At 33.3% G+C, this 18,884-nt stretch carries 16 protein-coding genes; all 16 read right to left on the bottom strand.

Annotated features, from left to right (window positions below):
* Positions 1-104: 104 nt before the first annotated feature.
* On the bottom strand, positions 105-1,124 hold the full coding sequence (locus tag DK441_RS19755; protein WP_160112191.1) for an AraC family transcriptional regulator: 1,020 nt from the start codon (positions 1,122-1,124) through the stop codon (positions 105-107).
* Positions 1,125-1,467: 343 nt separating this feature from the next.
* Entirely contained in the window at positions 1,468-2,205 is a 738-nt protein-coding gene (locus tag DK441_RS19760) for a class I SAM-dependent methyltransferase (protein ID WP_109852204.1), read from the bottom strand.
* A gap of 194 nt (positions 2,206-2,399) precedes the next feature.
* Entirely contained in the window at positions 2,400-3,317 is a 918-nt protein-coding gene (locus DK441_RS19765) for a cell division protein ZipA C-terminal FtsZ-binding domain-containing protein (protein ID WP_160112192.1), read from the bottom strand.
* Positions 3,318-3,603: 286 nt separating this feature from the next.
* Positions 3,604-4,245: a hypothetical protein gene (locus tag DK441_RS19770; RefSeq protein WP_109852206.1), complete on the bottom strand. Its 642-nt coding sequence runs from the start codon at positions 4,243-4,245 to the stop codon at positions 3,604-3,606.
* A gap of 277 nt (positions 4,246-4,522) precedes the next feature.
* Positions 4,523-4,990: a cell division protein ZipA C-terminal FtsZ-binding domain-containing protein gene (locus DK441_RS19775; RefSeq protein WP_074407793.1), complete on the bottom strand. Its 468-nt coding sequence runs from the start codon at positions 4,988-4,990 to the stop codon at positions 4,523-4,525.
* A 190-nt stretch (positions 4,991-5,180) separates the two neighbouring features.
* Entirely contained in the window at positions 5,181-5,663 is a 483-nt protein-coding gene (locus DK441_RS19780) for a hypothetical protein (protein ID WP_109852207.1), read from the bottom strand.
* Positions 5,664-5,879: 216 nt separating this feature from the next.
* Complete coding sequence (locus tag DK441_RS19785) at positions 5,880-6,821, bottom strand: hypothetical protein (protein WP_109852208.1); 942 nt, start codon at positions 6,819-6,821, stop codon at positions 5,880-5,882.
* A gap of 271 nt (positions 6,822-7,092) precedes the next feature.
* Entirely contained in the window at positions 7,093-8,277 is a 1,185-nt protein-coding gene (locus DK441_RS19790) for an FAD-dependent monooxygenase (protein WP_109852209.1), read from the bottom strand.
* Positions 8,278-8,447: 170 nt separating this feature from the next.
* Entirely contained in the window at positions 8,448-9,350 is a 903-nt protein-coding gene (gene bla / locus DK441_RS19795) for a class A beta-lactamase, subclass A2 (protein WP_109852210.1), read from the bottom strand.
* 296 nt (positions 9,351-9,646) lie between these two features.
* Complete coding sequence (locus DK441_RS19800) at positions 9,647-10,546, bottom strand: hypothetical protein (protein ID WP_200822869.1); 900 nt, start codon at positions 10,544-10,546, stop codon at positions 9,647-9,649.
* 103 nt (positions 10,547-10,649) lie between these two features.
* Positions 10,650-11,372 (bottom strand): PD40 domain-containing protein, encoded by a 723-nt coding sequence (locus DK441_RS19805; RefSeq protein WP_200822870.1) that lies wholly within the window; start codon positions 11,370-11,372, stop codon positions 10,650-10,652.
* 162 nt (positions 11,373-11,534) lie between these two features.
* On the bottom strand, positions 11,535-12,428 hold the full coding sequence (locus DK441_RS19810) for a hypothetical protein (RefSeq protein ID WP_109852213.1): 894 nt from the start codon (positions 12,426-12,428) through the stop codon (positions 11,535-11,537).
* 349 nt (positions 12,429-12,777) lie between these two features.
* Positions 12,778-13,692, bottom strand: a complete 915-nt coding sequence (locus DK441_RS19815) for a kelch repeat-containing protein (RefSeq protein ID WP_109852214.1) — start codon at positions 13,690-13,692, stop codon at positions 12,778-12,780.
* 22 nt (positions 13,693-13,714) lie between these two features.
* Positions 13,715-14,968, bottom strand: a complete 1,254-nt coding sequence (locus DK441_RS19820) for a serine hydrolase (RefSeq protein ID WP_200822871.1) — start codon at positions 14,966-14,968, stop codon at positions 13,715-13,717.
* On the bottom strand, positions 14,965-16,797 hold the full coding sequence (locus DK441_RS19825; protein WP_109852215.1) for a serine hydrolase: 1,833 nt from the start codon (positions 16,795-16,797) through the stop codon (positions 14,965-14,967). The genes DK441_RS19820 and DK441_RS19825 overlap by 4 nt, the downstream gene beginning before the upstream one ends.
* Positions 16,798-17,011: 214 nt before the next feature.
* Positions 17,012-18,847 carry a serine hydrolase domain-containing protein gene (locus DK441_RS19830; RefSeq protein WP_109852216.1) on the bottom strand — a complete coding sequence of 612 codons (1,836 nt, stop codon included), beginning with the start codon at positions 18,845-18,847 and terminating at the stop codon, positions 17,012-17,014.
* Positions 18,848-18,884: the final 37 nt, after the last annotated feature.

The raw sequence follows: 18,884 nt of genomic DNA on the forward strand, positions 1-18,884 counted from the left end.
GATTTTAAATTTCTCCTTGTATGGGAGGAATCAAAAATCTTAATTTTACGAATGTATTACTAATTCAAGCTACAAAACTAAGGCTCAAAAAAACTCTAATCGTCCTAATGCTTCTTTTCGGACTCATTTTTTAATTTTTTAAAATATTGACTTGGAGTTAGTTGAGTTGTTTTCTTGAAAACAAGGTTAAAAGTAGATTTTGAATTAAAACCACATTCATAAGCAAGTCCTAATAACGATAGTTTATTTTGATCTGAAGATTTTAAACGTTCTTTAAATGCAGCAATACGATAAGAGTTAACCAAATCGTAAAAATTTTGAGAACAGTTTTGATTAATTTTTAATGAAACTTGCTTGGGTTTCATTTGTAACAATTCAGAGAGCTTAGCTAAATTTAAGTCAGGATTTAAATAAGGTTTTTCATGTTGCATTAACTCCTCTAGTTTTTGTATAAACTGTTGGTCTTTTTCAACTAATTGTTTATTTGGTATTTTTTTTATTACTTCTAAATCCAAAGAAGATTTATATTTTCTTAAATACCCCTTAAAACCTATCCAGCTACATATTATTGCTAATCCTACAAATGTGGGAAGAAAGTAATACTCTCTTAAATTTCTATCAAAAATAAATCGATCTATTTCTGTAATTATATTCCATAAAATAAAAAAGGAAGCATAAATAATTATTGGAGTTTTTAACCAATTGTGTGAACGCTTATCTAGCTTAGAATAATATTCCTTTAGTAAATTTTGATGTTTATAAAGTAATCTTAAAGAGATAATACTGTAACTAATAATAGAAATGACTCCTATCCATTGCTCTGTCAAATATGCATAACTAACAGTTGGCATAGGAGTAGAATACAATCCATCTGCGCCATTTCTGTATATAGATGTTCTATAAAAGATAAATTCTAATATAAGTGGTAGAAAATGAATAGCATCTTTTCTAGAGAATTTAAAAGATGGGGTAGTTACGCTTTTAGTGTAAAAATATAGAGCAGGACCAATGCCGTATAGCATTTCTAGTTGAATATACCTAAAAAAACCGAGCATGTCATTATCTTTTAAAATGTTTACCAGAACTATGTTTAACGCCATTATAGCGTAGAAAAAAGTTAACATTGCTAAAAACTTGTGGGCTAAAGTTCTGGGACGTTTTATAAAAATGAGCACACTTAATACTATGGCCTGAAGAGCAAAAACAGATATAATGGTAAATAAAATGGAATTCGAAGTAATCATCTACAGCATTATTTTTTTCTTTATTTGATTCTTTAATTAAATTAAATTAAAATATTTCTTGTCACACTAAGCCTGTCGAAGTACTTCTATTGTATTTTTAAATTTCTTCGATGGGTTTAATGTTGATAATTAGGATGATACATTCTATGGGTGTAGTTACACTATTCTATTCAACATTTTGTTGCCTGTAATTCTTTTTTGAAAGGAAAATAAATAGGAAACTCTATTTTTTATGAGCAATAATAGCATAAGTCGGAAAAGCATATGATTTTTTCTTAATAATTTTTCTGATTTCAAAATTATTTATTTGAAGAAATATTTCAATTTCATTTATGGTAAAAGTTCGTATTATCGAATTGTCTTTTCCGATTTTAATTAATTTCTTTCCTTCTTTTTTATAATAATTTGATTCCCAAATAAAATCCATTCCTTGTTTTAAATTTAGGTTCCATTTACTTTTTCGAAAATAGTGTATGTTATCATAACTTGCTTCGTGTGTTATTTCTTTTCCTTCAGAAATTTCTGGTATGAATTTATTAGCATCAATGAAATCAAAACAAAATACCCCTCCTTTTTCTAAATTATTATGAATGCTTTTTAAGGTAGAATCTACATCTTGATTGCTGAGTAGATAACTAATAGTCCTTCCTGTCATTATTATGCTTTCCACTGGTTTTTCAAGTTTAAAAGAACGCATATCTCCTTTTATATATATACAATCAGGGTTTTTTATTTTGGCTATCTCCAGCATTTCTTCATTTAAATCAAAGCCCAAATATTCAAATCCATTTTTTTTAAAATATGTTGTCAGGTTCCCAGTTCCGCTACCTATTTCTAAAAGGCTTTTTTTGTTATATTTCTTAAGTACTTCACTATAAAACTCATATTCACCTTTATAATCAATAAAAGTAGCATACATTGCTTCATAAACTTTAGCTAAATCAGAATACAGGCTGTTCATTTATGTTGAAATTGTTTATGAGTTATTTTGGTATTATATTCATTTTTAAAGCTCACTTAAAGACTGGAACCACAAAATTGAATCAGTTATACATTAAAAACTTTACGAACTGCATAAAGTTAAGGGAATTCTCGATTAAGCACAAGATTTTGTATTAATTATAGGGCACTGTGTTGTGTGCAGTACTTATTTCCTTAATACAGCGTTAGTGAATTGTCAGAACCCGGAATTATTCCGTTATCAGTCATTTTTTTTATTAATTCAGCCAATTGTATTAATTCTAATTGTTCATTAAAAGGTTCTCCGTTTCTATTTATGATTTGTCCACCTAATCTTGTTTGACAGTATTTTATTGAATTAATTAAAACTCTATAAACATTCATTGGGTCAGCACTTCTCGGAATAGAAAAACCAAATACTAAATTAGTAGGATTCATCTTTCCGTTTTTTATTTGTTCAGGAAGGAAGTAACCAGGTTCGGTTGAAGTCCAAACGCTAAAGTGTTGATCAGACGCATATTCTGAACTATTATTCCAGTGAAATAAGTCTCCATCTCCCCAATTAAGACCTAAACTTTGTAAAACATCCCAAACTTCTCTACCATCATACGTGCTTTGGTTTTGCAGTCCAATAAGAATGTCTTTGTCAAATAAACCATTTAGTTTTATTAATTGCTTACTTTTTTCAATTGCTGATTCTTTGGATTCTGTTTCCTTAATCTCAAAATCCAATGAGTGCTTTTCAAGTCTTTTCTTTAATTCATGAACATATTTTTCTAATTTTTTATGGTTGTAATTCGGGTTTTCTTCATTGAAAACGTCAAGAAGACTAATTGCGATTTGAATTTGGTCATATGTTTCTGGTGTTCCTCCTGCAAGAGCATAAGTCCATCTGTTATCTTCTGGAGAATGTCCGAATATTGTTGAAGAAAAATTTGTTCGCCATTCTAAATCAAATAACTCATATAATTTCTCCTGTTTGATTATTTTTCCACTTGGTATTACTAGGTCAATAATCCATTCTCTACTCGAATCAGCTTTATACTCGACTTCCTCTTCTTTATTTTCAATTTCAGGAATTTGAAGTTGTTTTTCGTCCAATATGTGAGACATATCTTCAGAAGATTTATTAAGACCTAGCTTTTCAATTCTGTCTGCACTTTGAGATGCAGTAGATATGAAGAATTCATCTTGATTTGGTTCAGATTTTGTTTTTCTTGTCAAGAAGAAAATCACTCCGATTACTATAATTCCAATGATTAAGTATGTCATTTTATTCATTTTGTTCGAGAGTTTCTCGTATTGCACACAACGTGTTTGTGTATGGTTAGTTGCGGGGGTTTTGCTCGTAAGTAGTCTATAATCAAGTAATTATTTTGGACACTTTGTTATGTGCTTTTTATTTATTTTTAGATAATCTTAATGAGTCATATTTTTCCAGATAGTTATTCCAATCAAAATCAGAAAATAATTGAGACATATGAGATTTAAAATCCTTAATCAAATCACTTTCAAAACTTTCATCTTGAATATCCAGTAAAATCAATGGCCAGTTTTTGTAGGCTCTTGATTCATATAACATTGTGATATATCCCTCAAAATTTATATCCAAACTTTTGGTTGATCGTTCTCCCCAAGTATGGGTATAAATTGACTCCCAAGTTCCTGTTTCATTGTCAATAATGAATCCACAACTAAATTCAGGTGAAACATTGTCAAATGGATGATAAAACTCCAAGAGCTCATTAAATTCTAAATCGTCTCGTTCAAAGACTTGTCCTTCCCAACTTCCGACAATAGTTTCAAAATCAATAAATTCAAGATTTCCATAAGCTTGTTCAATATTATTGGCTTTCCAGTTTATTTCTAAACCATTAGTTTCATTATACATTTCCTGAAAACTTTTATCAAACATAGATAATCGGCTAAGAAGAGATTTCTTTTCCATTGGGATCATATATCTGAAACCAAGTTCTAAGAGATTGTTCTTTTTTGCTTTGTAGAGTTTAATTTCTAGATTTTCATAAAATTTAAGAGCCATATTATTCTGTTATATCTAATTATTTTACCTTAAAACTTCAAGTTTATTTAAAAGTAGATAAAATGTTCTTACTTATTCTAATTGATTCTGACTAGCGTCAATTTTTGATGTTGAAAATTAGCTATTTATTTTTTTGTTTTCCACTCATTTTTCTCAATCTACGTTAGCATAGTACTAAAGGGTTTTGAGAGCTATGAGGGTGCACATAACGTTTGGCTAAACTGTGTTTTAATGCTGTTTAGGTTTTGTTAGCATGCGTTATTTTATCTTTTCAAAGTCAATGTTCTCCAAAGACCCTTCTTAAGAGAATTTCATTGTGTATCGTTTTAGTCTTTTCCATTTCCTTTAGCAAGTCAATTTTTTGCCCATTTAAGTTTAAGGGTTCCACATTGAGCTGTTTGGCTATTTTTTGAGCTGCTTCATACATTATTTTTAATATTTCCATAGGGTTTTTAAAATCAGAAATTCTAAAATGTAATGAAACGTCTGGAAGTGTGTCATTTTCATTATTCCAGTCTAAAGGATGGAAATACCCTAATTGACTAAATGGTTCAGCGCAAAATAATTCATCTGACATCTCCTCTAATTGTGTTAAGCCATCCGAATACATCCAAAATAAATCTCCATCACCATGCCTTAATCCAGCAATTTTAAATGCCTGAACTAGTTCTTTTATTGAAAATTCTTTTTTAGAATCTGATCGTATTAAGATATACTGCTCAATTTTAAATGGGTTTTCCGTCATATTATTTATGTATGCTGCGTTTAATATATGTGTCGTAGCAGAGCAAAATGTTACTGAACCTTGGACACTTCTGCGCAGATTTTATACATTATCCATATTTAAAATCACTGCGCCATTATAAATATACAAGAACCGATCGATTAATTACTAATCGGCTATGATCACATATATCGTGTTGTATACTGGCTTTTTATTCAATTTTTTTCAAACGGACTTCATTTAAAAACTCTATTTCAAATCCGATAATTTTTCTTTTTATATGAGCTGAAGTCCAACCAAGTCCACATTGAAAAGAAAGTTCATTACCTTTCGTTCCATAATCAAGATCATAATTTCCGTTTTTACAGAGATTAATTCCAGAGGTTTCTGTGAATTCGAAAGTTCCATCTTCTTTTAAATTTAGAGTATGCTTATCAAATTCAGATTTAGGAATTCCATTTTTGGCACTCACAATTTTATAAATACCAATCAATTCTTTTTCAGTTGGTTTTTTAGTCAGAACGTTTGGAAATAAACTATATAAAACAATAATTATTGGGATTCCTATAAAAGGAATACTCCAATATTTTAACTTGTTGTCTTTTTTGACTATCCCTTTAATTGAAATATATAGTCCAAATATATTTATGGTGATCAGAATTATAAATAAAAATAGATATTTGAATCCTTCCATAATATTTTTTAGCTTGTGTACAACGTCTCGGCTATAATTAGTGCGGGAATTAAAAGTATTGAACTTTCGATTAAGCACTTAGCCAAAACTTTTTATTTTGTTTTATCTTTTCATTTATAAAGCCAAATCAAAAAGATTTGGCGGACTTGGTTAAAAGCTTTAAACTTTGGATTTAGTACAAAACCCCGTATTAATTATAGCCATTGTTAGCGTGCGTTATTTTTTATAATATTCATACTCATAACTTATGGAAAACACTAAATTATCTTCTTCATAAACATCAGCTCGTTCCAATAATCCATTGTCAAGATAAAAGTGCTTGTACAGGTAGTGATTATCTAGACTCATACAAGGGTCACTGAAATAAGTATATTTATCTTTTATAGAACCATTCTTATTATATGTGATTCTTGTTAATAATTCCGTAATATCTGAACGACTACCAAATTTCATACTATTAATACTTTCGATTCTCGAAATGTTTTTATCTCTTTTTTCTGTTAACCTATTTGACGAATCATAATTATAAACAATTGTGTTTGTTTCAACATCATCTTGATAATGAATTTCTTTAGATAAATTATTGCTTGTATCATATTCGTATTCTTTACAATATACATTTAGTTTTTCATATTCTGTTGGTTTCGTATTCTCAATTATTTCAGTTTTGATTATTTCAGTTTTTATCTTTCCAGAACTTGTCCAATCTATTGTTTTAGTTTTTCGAACTATATTTTCTTCATTGTTTTTACTTTCACTTAATTGTTTTATTAGTTGCTCTTTTGAGTTGTAAATATTTTTAAAAGTTTCTGTGCCATCTTGAATTAATTGATTGTTTTTATCATACACATAAGGAATAGTATCTATTTCAGTTGTATCTATTTTGTCAACCCAAAGAGTGAAGATTTTGTTATCATTTTTGTCATAAACGTTTCTGTAAATGGTTCCCAATCGTCCCATATTCCATTCAATGGAATTTCCATTTCTATCATACTTTTCCCAAATAGCCGAACAGCTAGAGTTTGAACCTGTAAAACAATGCTTTTCAAAAGATTCCTTTACTTTGTTTTTGACAATCAAGTCTTTTTCATTTCCGATTTGTGCAGAAATGGATTGGATAATACCAATTAAAAAAAATATTGTTATTTGAATTCTCATTGTTTCTTCTAATGCACGCTAACAATGTTATATACGCAATAGTGCATATATACCCATTTGTACTTATTTATAAACGTTTGTAAATATTTGTTTTAGTGTGATGCTATACAATAAAGATACCGCCAAATATGCAGAATAAAAATATATGCGTCATGATATACCTCTGGTTTGTGACGAATAGCTATAAAAAAGTGATGATTTTAATGGGGTAGAGCTATAAAATTATGATCAGAGCGTGTAGTAATGCTATCGGTGTACTTCTATTGTATTTTTAAATCTCTTCGATAGATTTGGTATTGCATGTGGCAATATGCTCTAATGTATTTAAATATTCAATGTTAATTATGCGATTAAATCTTTTTTGATATTGCTTTTTGGGAAGAAATCTCAATAATAAAAGGAGTAGTTTTTTTTGAAAACTAGTATTTGTCATTGACATTTTACCAATTTTCCAGGATTGCTTCACAATGTATTTAACTTTTTTAGACCTTATGTTTTGATATTCAGAAAAAGCATTATCGGTATTGTTTTTTAAACAAAGTCCCAAAGTGTATGCATCTTCGATAGCTTGGCAAGCTCCCTGTGCAAGATTAGGTGTAGTAGCATGAATAGCATCACCAATAAAAACAGTATTGTTTTTAAACCAATCTTTATAACTAGGATTTATATCTGCCAGTTCATTTTGAAGGATATCACTTTCGGTTGTTTTATTTAACATATCCAACACTATAGGAGCAAAATTTTGATAGGCTTCTAGTAAGTATGATTTTAAAGATGTCGACACATCCTTATTGAAATTCTTTTTTTCCTGTACAGCTAACCAGAATATTTTGGTATCGTTTAACGGTAAGAATAAGAACCGTAATGTTCCTTCAAAAAGCTCATAATACGTGTGTTTTAGATCAGAGTTAATATCAAACTCAGTAATTCCTCTCCAAATTATTTGATGAGTATGTCTTATTCTAATTTCGGGAAAAATAGACTTTCTAACGGTAGAGTTAATTCCATCAGAAGCAATTAAAGTATCAAATTCTCTAACCGTATGATCGTTAAACGTAATTTTTACACTTTCTTCGTTTTCAATACTTTTAACTTCTTTACCTAACTCATACGAGTTTTTATCTAATTTGCTAGAAATAACATCTATGATTGAAGCTCTATGAATGCAATAAACCTCTTCTGGGAAAGGAACCGTTTTTAGAATTTTTAATTTTTCGGTAGCAAGTATTGTTCTTTTTAGTAAGTGCCCTTTTGTTCTTAATTCTTCACCTATATTAAGTTTGTCAAATATTTTTAAGGCATTAGAAGCGAGTCCGATACCAGCTCCAACTTCTTTAAATTCATTAGATTTCTCAAAGAGTTTAAAATCCTGGTTATTCTTTTTTAAAGTCAGAGCCATTGTTAAGCCTCCGATTCCTCCACCAATAATTGCAATCTTATCTGTTGTTTTTTTCATTTTATTGTATTGCTGCTATGATCACATATATGATGTTGCGTGGGTTAACACTTAATTTTACAAGTATACACCAAACCGAAAATCCTTGAGAATTTTTCAGAAGTAGGGGAGAGCAAGCTATTATTTATTTGCGTGCATTGCTACAAATATTCGATTAAGGTAATCTATAGTTATTTGTTTATAAAATAATCCCAGGTTACTTTCGAAATATCGGATATCATTTTCTCATTAGTTTCAAAACTTTCTACCGATTCTGTGATAAAAACACTTATGGTAAAGTATTTTCCATTAGGTAGAAAAACAATTCCGATGTTGTTTACTGCGGCGGTTATCCCTGTTTCTTTATGTGCTCCCGACCAGCCTGTTTTATGCGCTACTATGGTTTCTTTAGGCAATTGCCCTCTTAACCTGTTCTTACCTGTTTTGGTTCCTTTCATTACACTCCACACAAATTCGTGACTTTCTTTGGAAAGCAAACCGTTACTGTTTTTATAAAATGTTGCTAAAATCTTGTTAGTTTCTTTTGGAGTTGTCCAATTTAAAAACTGTAGATCCCAATTATTTTGCATGGTTTCTTCATTTATTTTAACAGAAAAATCTTTAAAACCCAGGTTAGAAAAATAATTTTCAACAGTTTGAGGTTCTCCAAGAAGTTTTAGGAGTACATCACAACCTACATTATCACTTAAAGCAACTGTATATTTCATAATTTCTGCTACGGTAAGTGTACCTCCTTCTGGATATTTTTTTCGTATAGGACTCCATAGCCCAGGCAATAACTCACTTTTTTTGATGTCAATTTTTTGCTCAAGAGAAAGATTGCCTTTATCTATTTCAGATAAAATAGTCAATGCAATAGGAAACTTGAATACGCTTTGCATAGGAAAGTGCCTTTGTCCATTGATACTCAACGTGTCTGTAGTTTCCATGCCATTGATTGCAACTCCTACAACTGCGTTTTTGGAATTTATAATGTTCTCAATTTCCTGCCTTAAGGTTTCAATCTCTTGCGAATATCCTTGCGTGAAAATGATTAAAAAGATTAAGAATGTTATAGGTCTTTTTTTTACCATATTTTTTTTGCTTGTTGCTAACGTTAGATATATGTGTCGTAGCAGAGCAAAATGTTACTTTGCCATCAACAAATCTTTGTGCCATAGCAAATATACAAGAACCTTTGAGTTATCGCTTAACTGTTGTGATCATATAAATGGTGTTGTCGCACGTTTTTTTTTGTTTTTATACAGTTCATATAGTTCATATAGTTTCCCGGTCATAGTCTCTTTGATGGGAATCACCTGTATTCGAGGCAATTTTAAATAAGAGTTTTCTACCCTTTGTGTATCATCTTTTCTTCTTTTATTATGGGTTACTCTTTGGGTCTAAAATTCTCAATAACCTGAGTAGATACCCAATGTTTTTTACCCACATAATAAGTTCTTCCATCTTCCTTTTCTATCCATTCTCCTCTAGTAAAAAATAAGTATTTCCCATCTTGTGTCACCATGGGTGAGCTTTCTTGCATTTCACTATTAATCGCTTGCCCCATATTTATTGGAGGTAACCAAGAGTCCTCTTTATCTTTTTGTTTAAAACTGATATAGAGATCTGCTTGCCCATATCCACCTTCTCGTCTAACATCCCAAATTAAATAAGATTCGTCTGGCGCAATAAAGGGATGAGCTATGTATTCCCCTGTATTAATATCGGCATTCATTCTTACTGGATTTTCATACTTGCCGTCTACAAATGGACAATAATAAAGAGAGCCGTTTATGTTCATGTCTTCTTTTTTATAAACAGCATAATAATAAGTTCCATTGGATGAAATAGACCAACCATGTGCTTGGTCTTTTAAAAATTCGCCTGTACTTTTGGGCTCTGACCAACCAGTGTCTGTCCATTTTCTATACTCCTTACCAACGTACATCGTATTGCCATCCTCAGAGAATCTTGGCCATTTTATATTGGTCTCAGATTCCTGACCCCAACTATTATTTTCATATCGAATAACAAAAAATGTGCGTTTTTCATATTTCCCATTTTTCCTAGTGAAATAGAATTCTCTCATATCTTGCGAAAACCTACCCCCTTCAAAACTTCCTTCTGGAGAAAGAATATCAGGAGCAAAAAGTTCAGGAATTAAACCTGGTGGCTTTTGTCCAAAATAACGATCTTCAAATACCGGAAAGCTAGAAACGTTTTCCTTATTACCTTGAGCAAAGGCAGTATGAAGCGATATAACTAATGTTAATATTAATAATTGCATTGTTTTCATGTTTTCTTTCTTTGTGTTTGTTATTTATAATTTCAACCCGCCAGTTGGCTCGTTCACTAAAAAGGTCTACTAGACCTTTTCTATACGTTCCGCCCTATTTAGGTCTAAGGTTTTCAATAACCTGAGCATCTACCCAGAATATGTTCCCATCTGAGTCTGCTTTATTAAAGAAAAAATATTTTCCGTCCGGAGTTACGTATCCTCCAGATTCCCAAGAACTAGTATTAATTTTATCTCCCATATTAATGGCAACACCCCATGAACCGTCTTGCTGTCGAAAACTGATATACAGGTCAGAATCACCATATCCATTGTCTTTTTCACTATCCCAGATTAAATAGGACTCATCTGGCGCAATGAAGGGATGGGCAGTCCATTTACCTATGTTAATCTCCTTACCGAGAAGTTTGGGTTCTTCACGCTTACCATCCTTAATTGTCGACATACGGATTACATCGTTACTTTTATAATCGTCAAAAACATAGGTGCCTTTGGTGGATGCCGACAAGCGCATAATACCCCAGTCTTCCCTGTCAAACATGGGGCCAAGACTTTTTATCTCTGACCAACCAGTCTCGGTACGTTCCATATATTTGCTACCCAAGTGCATGGTTTTGCCATCGGGAGCAAAGATGGGTCGACCTACCCTGGGGCCCACCACAGACTCGTGCCATCGGTTATTTTTGGATTTAAAAACAATTAACGACCATTTTTTACTTTTGATATCTTTCCTAGTAAAATAAAACTCTTTCATGTCGGGTGTGAAGAAAGCACTAAGGTCACGATGCTCTGTCGAAACAATTCCAGGAGCAAACACTTCAGGTGTTAAACCAGGTGGCTTTTGCCCAAGATAGGGCCCCTCTAAGAGTGGACTAGGATCGTTTTCCATATTTTCTTGAGCAAATGCAGTATGAAGCGATATAGCCAATGCCAGTATTAATAATTTCATTGTTTTCATATTTTCTTTTTTTCTTATGGATCATTCTTTGGGTCTAAGATTCTCAATAACCTGAGCACCTACCCAATATCTTTTACTTACCCAATACGTACTTCCATCTTCTCTAACCTTTTCTTCTGACCTCCCAAAAAATAAATATTTCCCATCAGATGTCACCATTGCGCCATTCTCCCAGAGTGCAGTGTTTATCTTATCTCCCATGTTGATTGCTACTCCCCAAGAACCATCTTTCTGTCGAAAACTAATATAGATGTCAGCACCACCATGTCCATCTTCTCTCTCACTATCCCAAATTAAATAGGACTCATCTGCCGCGATAAAAGGGTGAGCTGTCCATTTGCCTGTGTTGATCTCCTTCCCGAGAAGTTTGGGTTTTTCACGCTTACCATCCTTAATTTTCGACATGCGGATGACGTCATTGTTTTTATAATCGTCAAAAACAAAGGTACCCTTGGCAGATGCCGACAATCGCATAATACCCCAGTCTTCCCTGTCAAACATGGGGCCAAGGCTTTTTATCTCTGACCAACCAGAGTTGGTTTTTTCTATATATTTCTCTTCGTCGTAAAGAATATTACTGTCTCCGCTCAACGCCGAGTGGAAATTGTGTTTCTCCCAGGTATTTCCTTCCTTACGGAAGACGATAACGGTGGGGTCAAAAGGTGTATTTGCAGAGTTGACGAAATAAAACTCACCTGTGTCTTCGGCAAACCCGCCGCCAAGCTCCCAGCCATTTTTGGAGAGGGAATTGGGAATAAAAATTTCAGGTGTTAAACCAGGTGTTTTATAACCAAAATAGGAATCTTCTACAAGGGGTTGTGTATCATTGTCTTTTGCTTTCTGATTTTTGGTATTACAAGCATTTAAAAATAAAGCAAATACAAGTATTAAAAGTATAGAGTTGTAATTTCTCATTGTTTAGATTTTTATCATGTTTGCTAAGGCCTAGATATTTCATGTACTATCTCCTTTGTAGGTCATTTCACTCAAGATCAAACAGTCCAAATTTGGAAAACTGTCGAGAAATGACATTAAGTTGATTCCTTTGAAAATCAGTATTGGCAGTACCGTAAAATGCAATAATCAAATCTTTCGTAGGTGATATATAAAGGCCTTACTCTTACTCCATGTGTATCTTTATAAAAATCGCCATCATCGTATACTGCACCCCATTGATAACTGCTATATTTTCAAATTCTTTTATTTAATTGATTATCAAAATTTCATCTATTTTTTAACAGAGTTCTTTGTCAGTTGCTGGCTCTTAATCGGCCAATGTTCCTTCATATACGGTATCATATTTGTTAAAATCAGTATCATTCCCTCCAATCATATATATCTTACCATTGAGTGTAGCAATACCTCCTATCTGTATTGGTTTGGGTAAATTGGTTGATTTAATCCATGTATCGTTTGTTGTATCATAAATATATACACTTGAAACGGCTTTTTCGTCTTTGTTTTGCCCACCAGGAAAAATAATTTTATCATTTATTACCGCACTACCAAGCAAAATAGAAATCCAAACAGGGCAATTCTTTTTCGTTTCCCATGTATCAGAAAGTGTATCATACTTCCATAAAATATCACCACAAAGCACATAAATATTGTTCCCGACAGCAGAAATTATTGGATCCCCACAAGGCGTAGGTAGAGGGGATAAGGTTTGCCATGAATTTGAGTTTGGATTATAAACTTCGTTATTTTCGGTTTTTACGATTTTATTTGTCCTGCTAGACTTAGCTATTCCACCCATAACATAGATTTTATCATTAACTACGCATGAAGTGTTGTGTTGTCTTCCTGTTGGCATTGGCGCCAATACATTCCACGTATTGTTTAAAGGATTATAGGCTTCTAGTCTGTCTAGAGGTTTTCCTGCTCCTCCTGCTCCTCCAATAGCATAAATTAATCCATCTATTTCTACTAAATTTACATTCCATCCCCGAGTAATCATATTTGTTGTTTTCTTCCATGTATCCTCAACGACATTATATTCATAAACTCCTGAAACTTTAGAATGTGCCTCCATAAAATAGATATTATTATTGCAGCTTACTGCTGCTCCTCTCATAGGTTGTGGAAGCTTTGCTTTTTCCTTCCATTCTATTTTTTGAGCATATACTCCTGAAAAAATAAATCCTATTAGTAGAAATACAATAATCCTTCTTTTTCTCATTGTTTAGATTTTTATCATGTTACTATTTTTTAATAAAAGCTGGTAAAACTCTTGCCGCTGTTAGTGATACTGAGCTATCAACAGGACGATGAGTAGTAGTCACGACAACCAGATCAAGCGCTTCGATTACATAGATATTTTGTCCACTGCCGCCCCTAGCTGATTTACTGAGGTAGCTTTTATCGCCTGTGGAAAAATCGGCCTGCCACCAGAAATAGCCATAAGCCGTGCCTGAAACACCTTTGGCGTTGTCGTCATATTCTTCTCTTTGATCCACAATTTTACTAGTTGCTTTGGCAACGAAGGCTGCTGGTACGAGCTGCTCGTTATTCCATTTACCCTTGTTGATGGCCAAGGTGCCCCATTTGACCATATCGCGCGATGTCATGCTCGAGCGACTTCCCGAGCTTGGCAGGCCACTAACATCGGTCTTCCAGTCATAATTCGTGATGCCCATTTTATCGAGAAGTTCATTTTTGATAAAATCTTTAGCAGTGCCTGGTACTACGGCGTCAATGACTTGCATCACCAATATTGGATCGAATTGATATTTAAAACTTTGAGACTCTACAGTAATAGGCGCACTATGCTCGAGGTAAGCCTGAATTTGCCCCTGGCCTTTTAACAGAGCGGGGGTTTTCTCGAATTCCTCTCTCTGTTCTTTACTGATGCGGATACCGGAACGCATAGTCAATGCCTTGTGCAGCGTGATTTTTTCTGCACCCTCAACAAAATTTGTTGGGTCCAGGTCTTTTAGAAAGCCAACCAATGGTTTGTCTAAATCGGCCATGGACAGATACCCCAACTGGATAGCACGACCGAGCGCCAAACTGGTGTAGGCTTTAGTCGCTGATGCTTGTGGGTGCGGTAGATTGATACGACCACGTGAATAATAGGATTCAAAGAGGAGTTTACCTTTATGGGCAATAAGAAAGCTGTCGAAGTTACCATATTTGTTGTCAGCTATCTCCTGCGCCAACTTAAGAACCATTGCTTTATTGCCACCATCGATACCTAATTCGCCTACGAGGATACCGTCTTTTCTATCGGTTGGCGTTACATCGATAAAGGCTTTTTTGAGTTCAGGAATATCTCTGAATGAGAGCGTGGCTTCTGCTGCTGTAGCCTCTGGTGCTTGACTATCAATTTGTTGAGTAAAGCTATTTTGTGTTAATACAAGAAGAATTAAAAGTAGTAGCCCTGTTGTTTTTTTTATAGCTTTTACTTGTTTCAAAGTATTAGTTTTCATTTTTCCCTTCCTTTTTAATAGTTTCATTCACTTTTTTGTAGTTCATTAAGCTTATGCCGGGCATGGTTATTTTGAGGATTTAATTCAAGTGATTTCGTGTAATTTAAAATTGCCAGATCAATTTCTCCAATTTTCACACAGGCTTCTGCATAACTATCGTATACTTTATAACTATCTGGATAGAGCATCATATTCACTTTGAAAACATCTTGTGATAATTTCATTCTATCCTCATGGAAAAAATCATAGCCTAGATCATTTAGATAGTCTTCAGTAACGGTAAGATAAGTTGAGTCATGTTCTTTTAAGGCCTTATATGCATTAAGTGCTTTGTCAAAGTCACCTTCAAGAAGGAATTCTATAGGTTCTTTTTTATCAGTATTCATCTTAACAAAAGTTGAAGCTATTGTTCCATCGTTTCTATTCAGGTAAAGTAAATTGAGCGTTTCGTTTTCAGAATTTGGCTTGAATTGCATAAGTCGGCTAGAATTTCTTCTAACAAAACTACTATCCGAGACTTTAACTAGTTCTTCTGCTTCTACGTCAAGGATATTTTTATAGAGCAGTTGATTGTCCTTTTGAAAAACTTCAACAATCCTACCATTGGCGATATATCTACCAGTAATTTCATCGACTAAAGACTGTTCAACTTCTATTTTTTTATGTATTGGAACAAACTTATCCCACTCATAAGCCATAGCAACAGCGCGAATCACTTCGGCATTAAAAGCTGGAAACGTGGAATTGGTCATCACAACCACACCATAACCTTTGTCTCTATGAGCCATTATTTCAGCATAGAATCCTGTATTCCATCCGTGATGCCTTAAGTAGATTTCATCATTTCTATTAAAAAGCTGAAAACCTAAGCCTAGTGTAAATGACCAACCAGAATTATTACTCACCCCATATGGTGTGCCCATTAATGCTGTCAGACCTTTTGATAATCCTTTAGTACTCTTACCGTTTAGGGTTTGCTGTACGTTGGCTATAAATTTTGCATAGTCCTCGGCAGTTGTCCATAATCCAGTTGAAGCCAATACAGGATCAATCTTTCTTCCTCCTTTTACCTTAGAACCATCTTTTAAATAACCTGTTGCTACCTTAGTTAATTGCTCCGTAGTAAGTGATAAGTTAAATGTACTGTTGTTCATTTCTAAGGGCTGCAACACGAGTTCATTCATAATCTCTGGGAATGTTTTCCTCTCTACATCCAGCATCATTTGTTGAATAGGCACATAGCTAGCGTATGCAAAACGGACACTTTCACTAGGCTCTTTATTGACGGTAATTGGCTCGTTAGTAGCTGGAGAAGTTCCATTTAATGTCTCTATAAGTGTTGGGATTTTTTCATCTATACTATATGATCCTGTTCCGCGAGGATGTATTCCGGCAGAGTGATTTAAAAGGTTTTTTATAGTAACTTTCTTGTCTTTGGTAAATTCATTTTCTGGTACTTTCCAGGATTTTAAATAACTGTTAACATCTTCATCTAAGTCTAATTTATTTTCTTCTACAAGACGTAATGCACCATAGGCTGTTACTGGCATACTAGTTGCCGCTGCCTGGAAAAGTGTTTGTGTCGTTACTGGGGTTTGACTTTCTTTATCCACGACACCGTACCCTTTTGCCCAAGCAATTTCACCATTATGTATGACCGCAATACTCACACCTGGTATTCCATAGTGTTTCATTCGTTCTTCTATAGACCATGTTGAATCGCCGGCTATGTGTACCCAAGTTGTGAGACCAGTTTCTACCTTTTTAATTACATCAATTGTAGTATTATTATTTGATTCTTCTGCACAGGATTGAAAAAGAATTATGGTTAAAAGAACCGAGATCATATTTTTCATATAATGATTTTTTTATTGAATGATTGATTATTAAAAGGCTTTACTTTAATTATATGTTGAATAAAAATATAGCATAATCCATGTTTAACACCTTAAATTGGATAAACACAACAATTAAATGATAAAACCGTTTCGTCATTGATATACCGCTTTTGTACAAAAATTATGAAGATTTGTAGGTGTAGATAGTATATGTATTAAATTAAAGTTGGCTTCATTCACTTTTTTGTAGTTCATTAAGCTTATGCCGGGCATGGTTATTTTGAGGATTTAATTCAAGTGATTTCGTGTAATTTAAAATTGCCAGATCAATTTCTCCAATTTTCACACAGGCTTCTGCATAACTATCGTATACTTTATGACTATCGGGATAGAGCATCATATTCACTTTGAAAACATCTTGTGATAATTTCATTCTATCCTCATGGAAAAAATCATAGCCTAGATCATTTAAATAGTCTTCAGTAACTGTAGGATAAGTTGGGTCATGTTCTTTTAAGGTCATATATGCATTAAGTGCTTTGTCAAAGTCACCTTCAAGAAGGAATTCTACGGGTTCTTTTTTATCAGTATCCATCTTAACAAAAGTTGAAGCTATGGTTCCATCATTACTATTAATATAAAGTAAATTGAGCGTTTCGTTTTCAGAATTTGGCTTGAATTGCATAAGTCGACTAGAATTTCTTTTAATAAAACTACTATCCGAGATTTTGACTAGTTCTTCTGCTTCTACGTCAAGGATATTTTTATAGAAAAGTTGATTATCCTTTTGAAAAACTTCTACAATCCTGCCATTGGCTAGATATCTACCAGTAATTTTATCAGCTAAAGATTGTTCAATTTCTATTTTTTTATGTACCGGAACATAATTATCCCAATCATACGCCAGGGCTACAGAGCGAATCACTTCAGCATTAAACGCTGGAAAGGTGGAATTAGTGAACACTACCACGCCATAACCTTTGTCTCTATGAGCCACTATCTCAGCATAAAAACCCCTATTCCATCCGTGATGCCTTAAGTAGATTTCATCGTTTTTATTAAGAAGTTGAAACCCTAACCCCCATGTAAATGACCAACCAGAATTAAGCACTCCATATGGTGTCCCCATTAATGCTGTCAGTTCTTTTGATAATCCTTTAGTATTCTTACCTTTTAGGGTTTGCTGTATGTTGGTTATAAATTTTGCATAGTCCTCGGGAGTTGTCAATAATCCAAATGAAGCCATTGCAGGATAGATATTTCTTCTACCTTTTACCATAGAACCATCTTGCAAATAACCTGTTGCTACCTTCGTTAACTGCTCTGTGGTAAGCGATTGGTTAAACGTACTGTTTTTCATTTCTAAGGGCTGTAACACGAGTTCATGCATGATCTCTGGGAATGTTTTCCTCTCAACATCCAGCATCATTTGTTGAATAGGCACATAGTGTTCATATTCAAAACGAATACTTTCACCAGGCTCTTTATTTACGGTAATTGGCTCGTTTTTAGCTGGATAAATTCCATTTAGTATCTCTACAAGTGTTGGGATTTTTTCATTTATACTATATCTATGTCCTCCTATTCTACGAGGATATATTCCCGCAGAATGATTTAAAAGATTTCTTATTGTTACTTTCTTTTCTTTAGTAAATTCATTTTCCGGTACTTTCCAGGATTTTAAGTAGCTGTTAATGTTCTCATCTAATGTTACTTTGTCTTGTTCTACAAGACGTAATACGCCATATGCCGTTACAGGAATACTCAATGCTGATGCTTGGAAAAGTGTTTGTGTCGTTACCGGGGTTTGACTTTCCTTATCCATCACACCGTACCCTTTTGTCCATGCAATTTCACCATTATGTATGATTGCAATACTCACACCCGGAATGCCATAGTGTTCCATACGTTCTTCTATAAACCATGTTGAATCACCGGCTATATATACCCGAGTTGTGAGACCAGTTTCTACCTTTTTAATTACATCAATGGTAGTATCAGTATTTGATTCTTCTGCACATGATTGAAAAAGAATTAGTATGAAGAGAACTGAGATACTGTTTTTCATATTAATAATTTTTTTATTGAAAGATTGATTACTAAGT

It is taken from the genome of Aquimarina sp. AU58, assembly GCF_900312745.1.
Classification (GTDB): domain Bacteria; phylum Bacteroidota; class Bacteroidia; order Flavobacteriales; family Flavobacteriaceae; genus Aquimarina; species Aquimarina spinulae.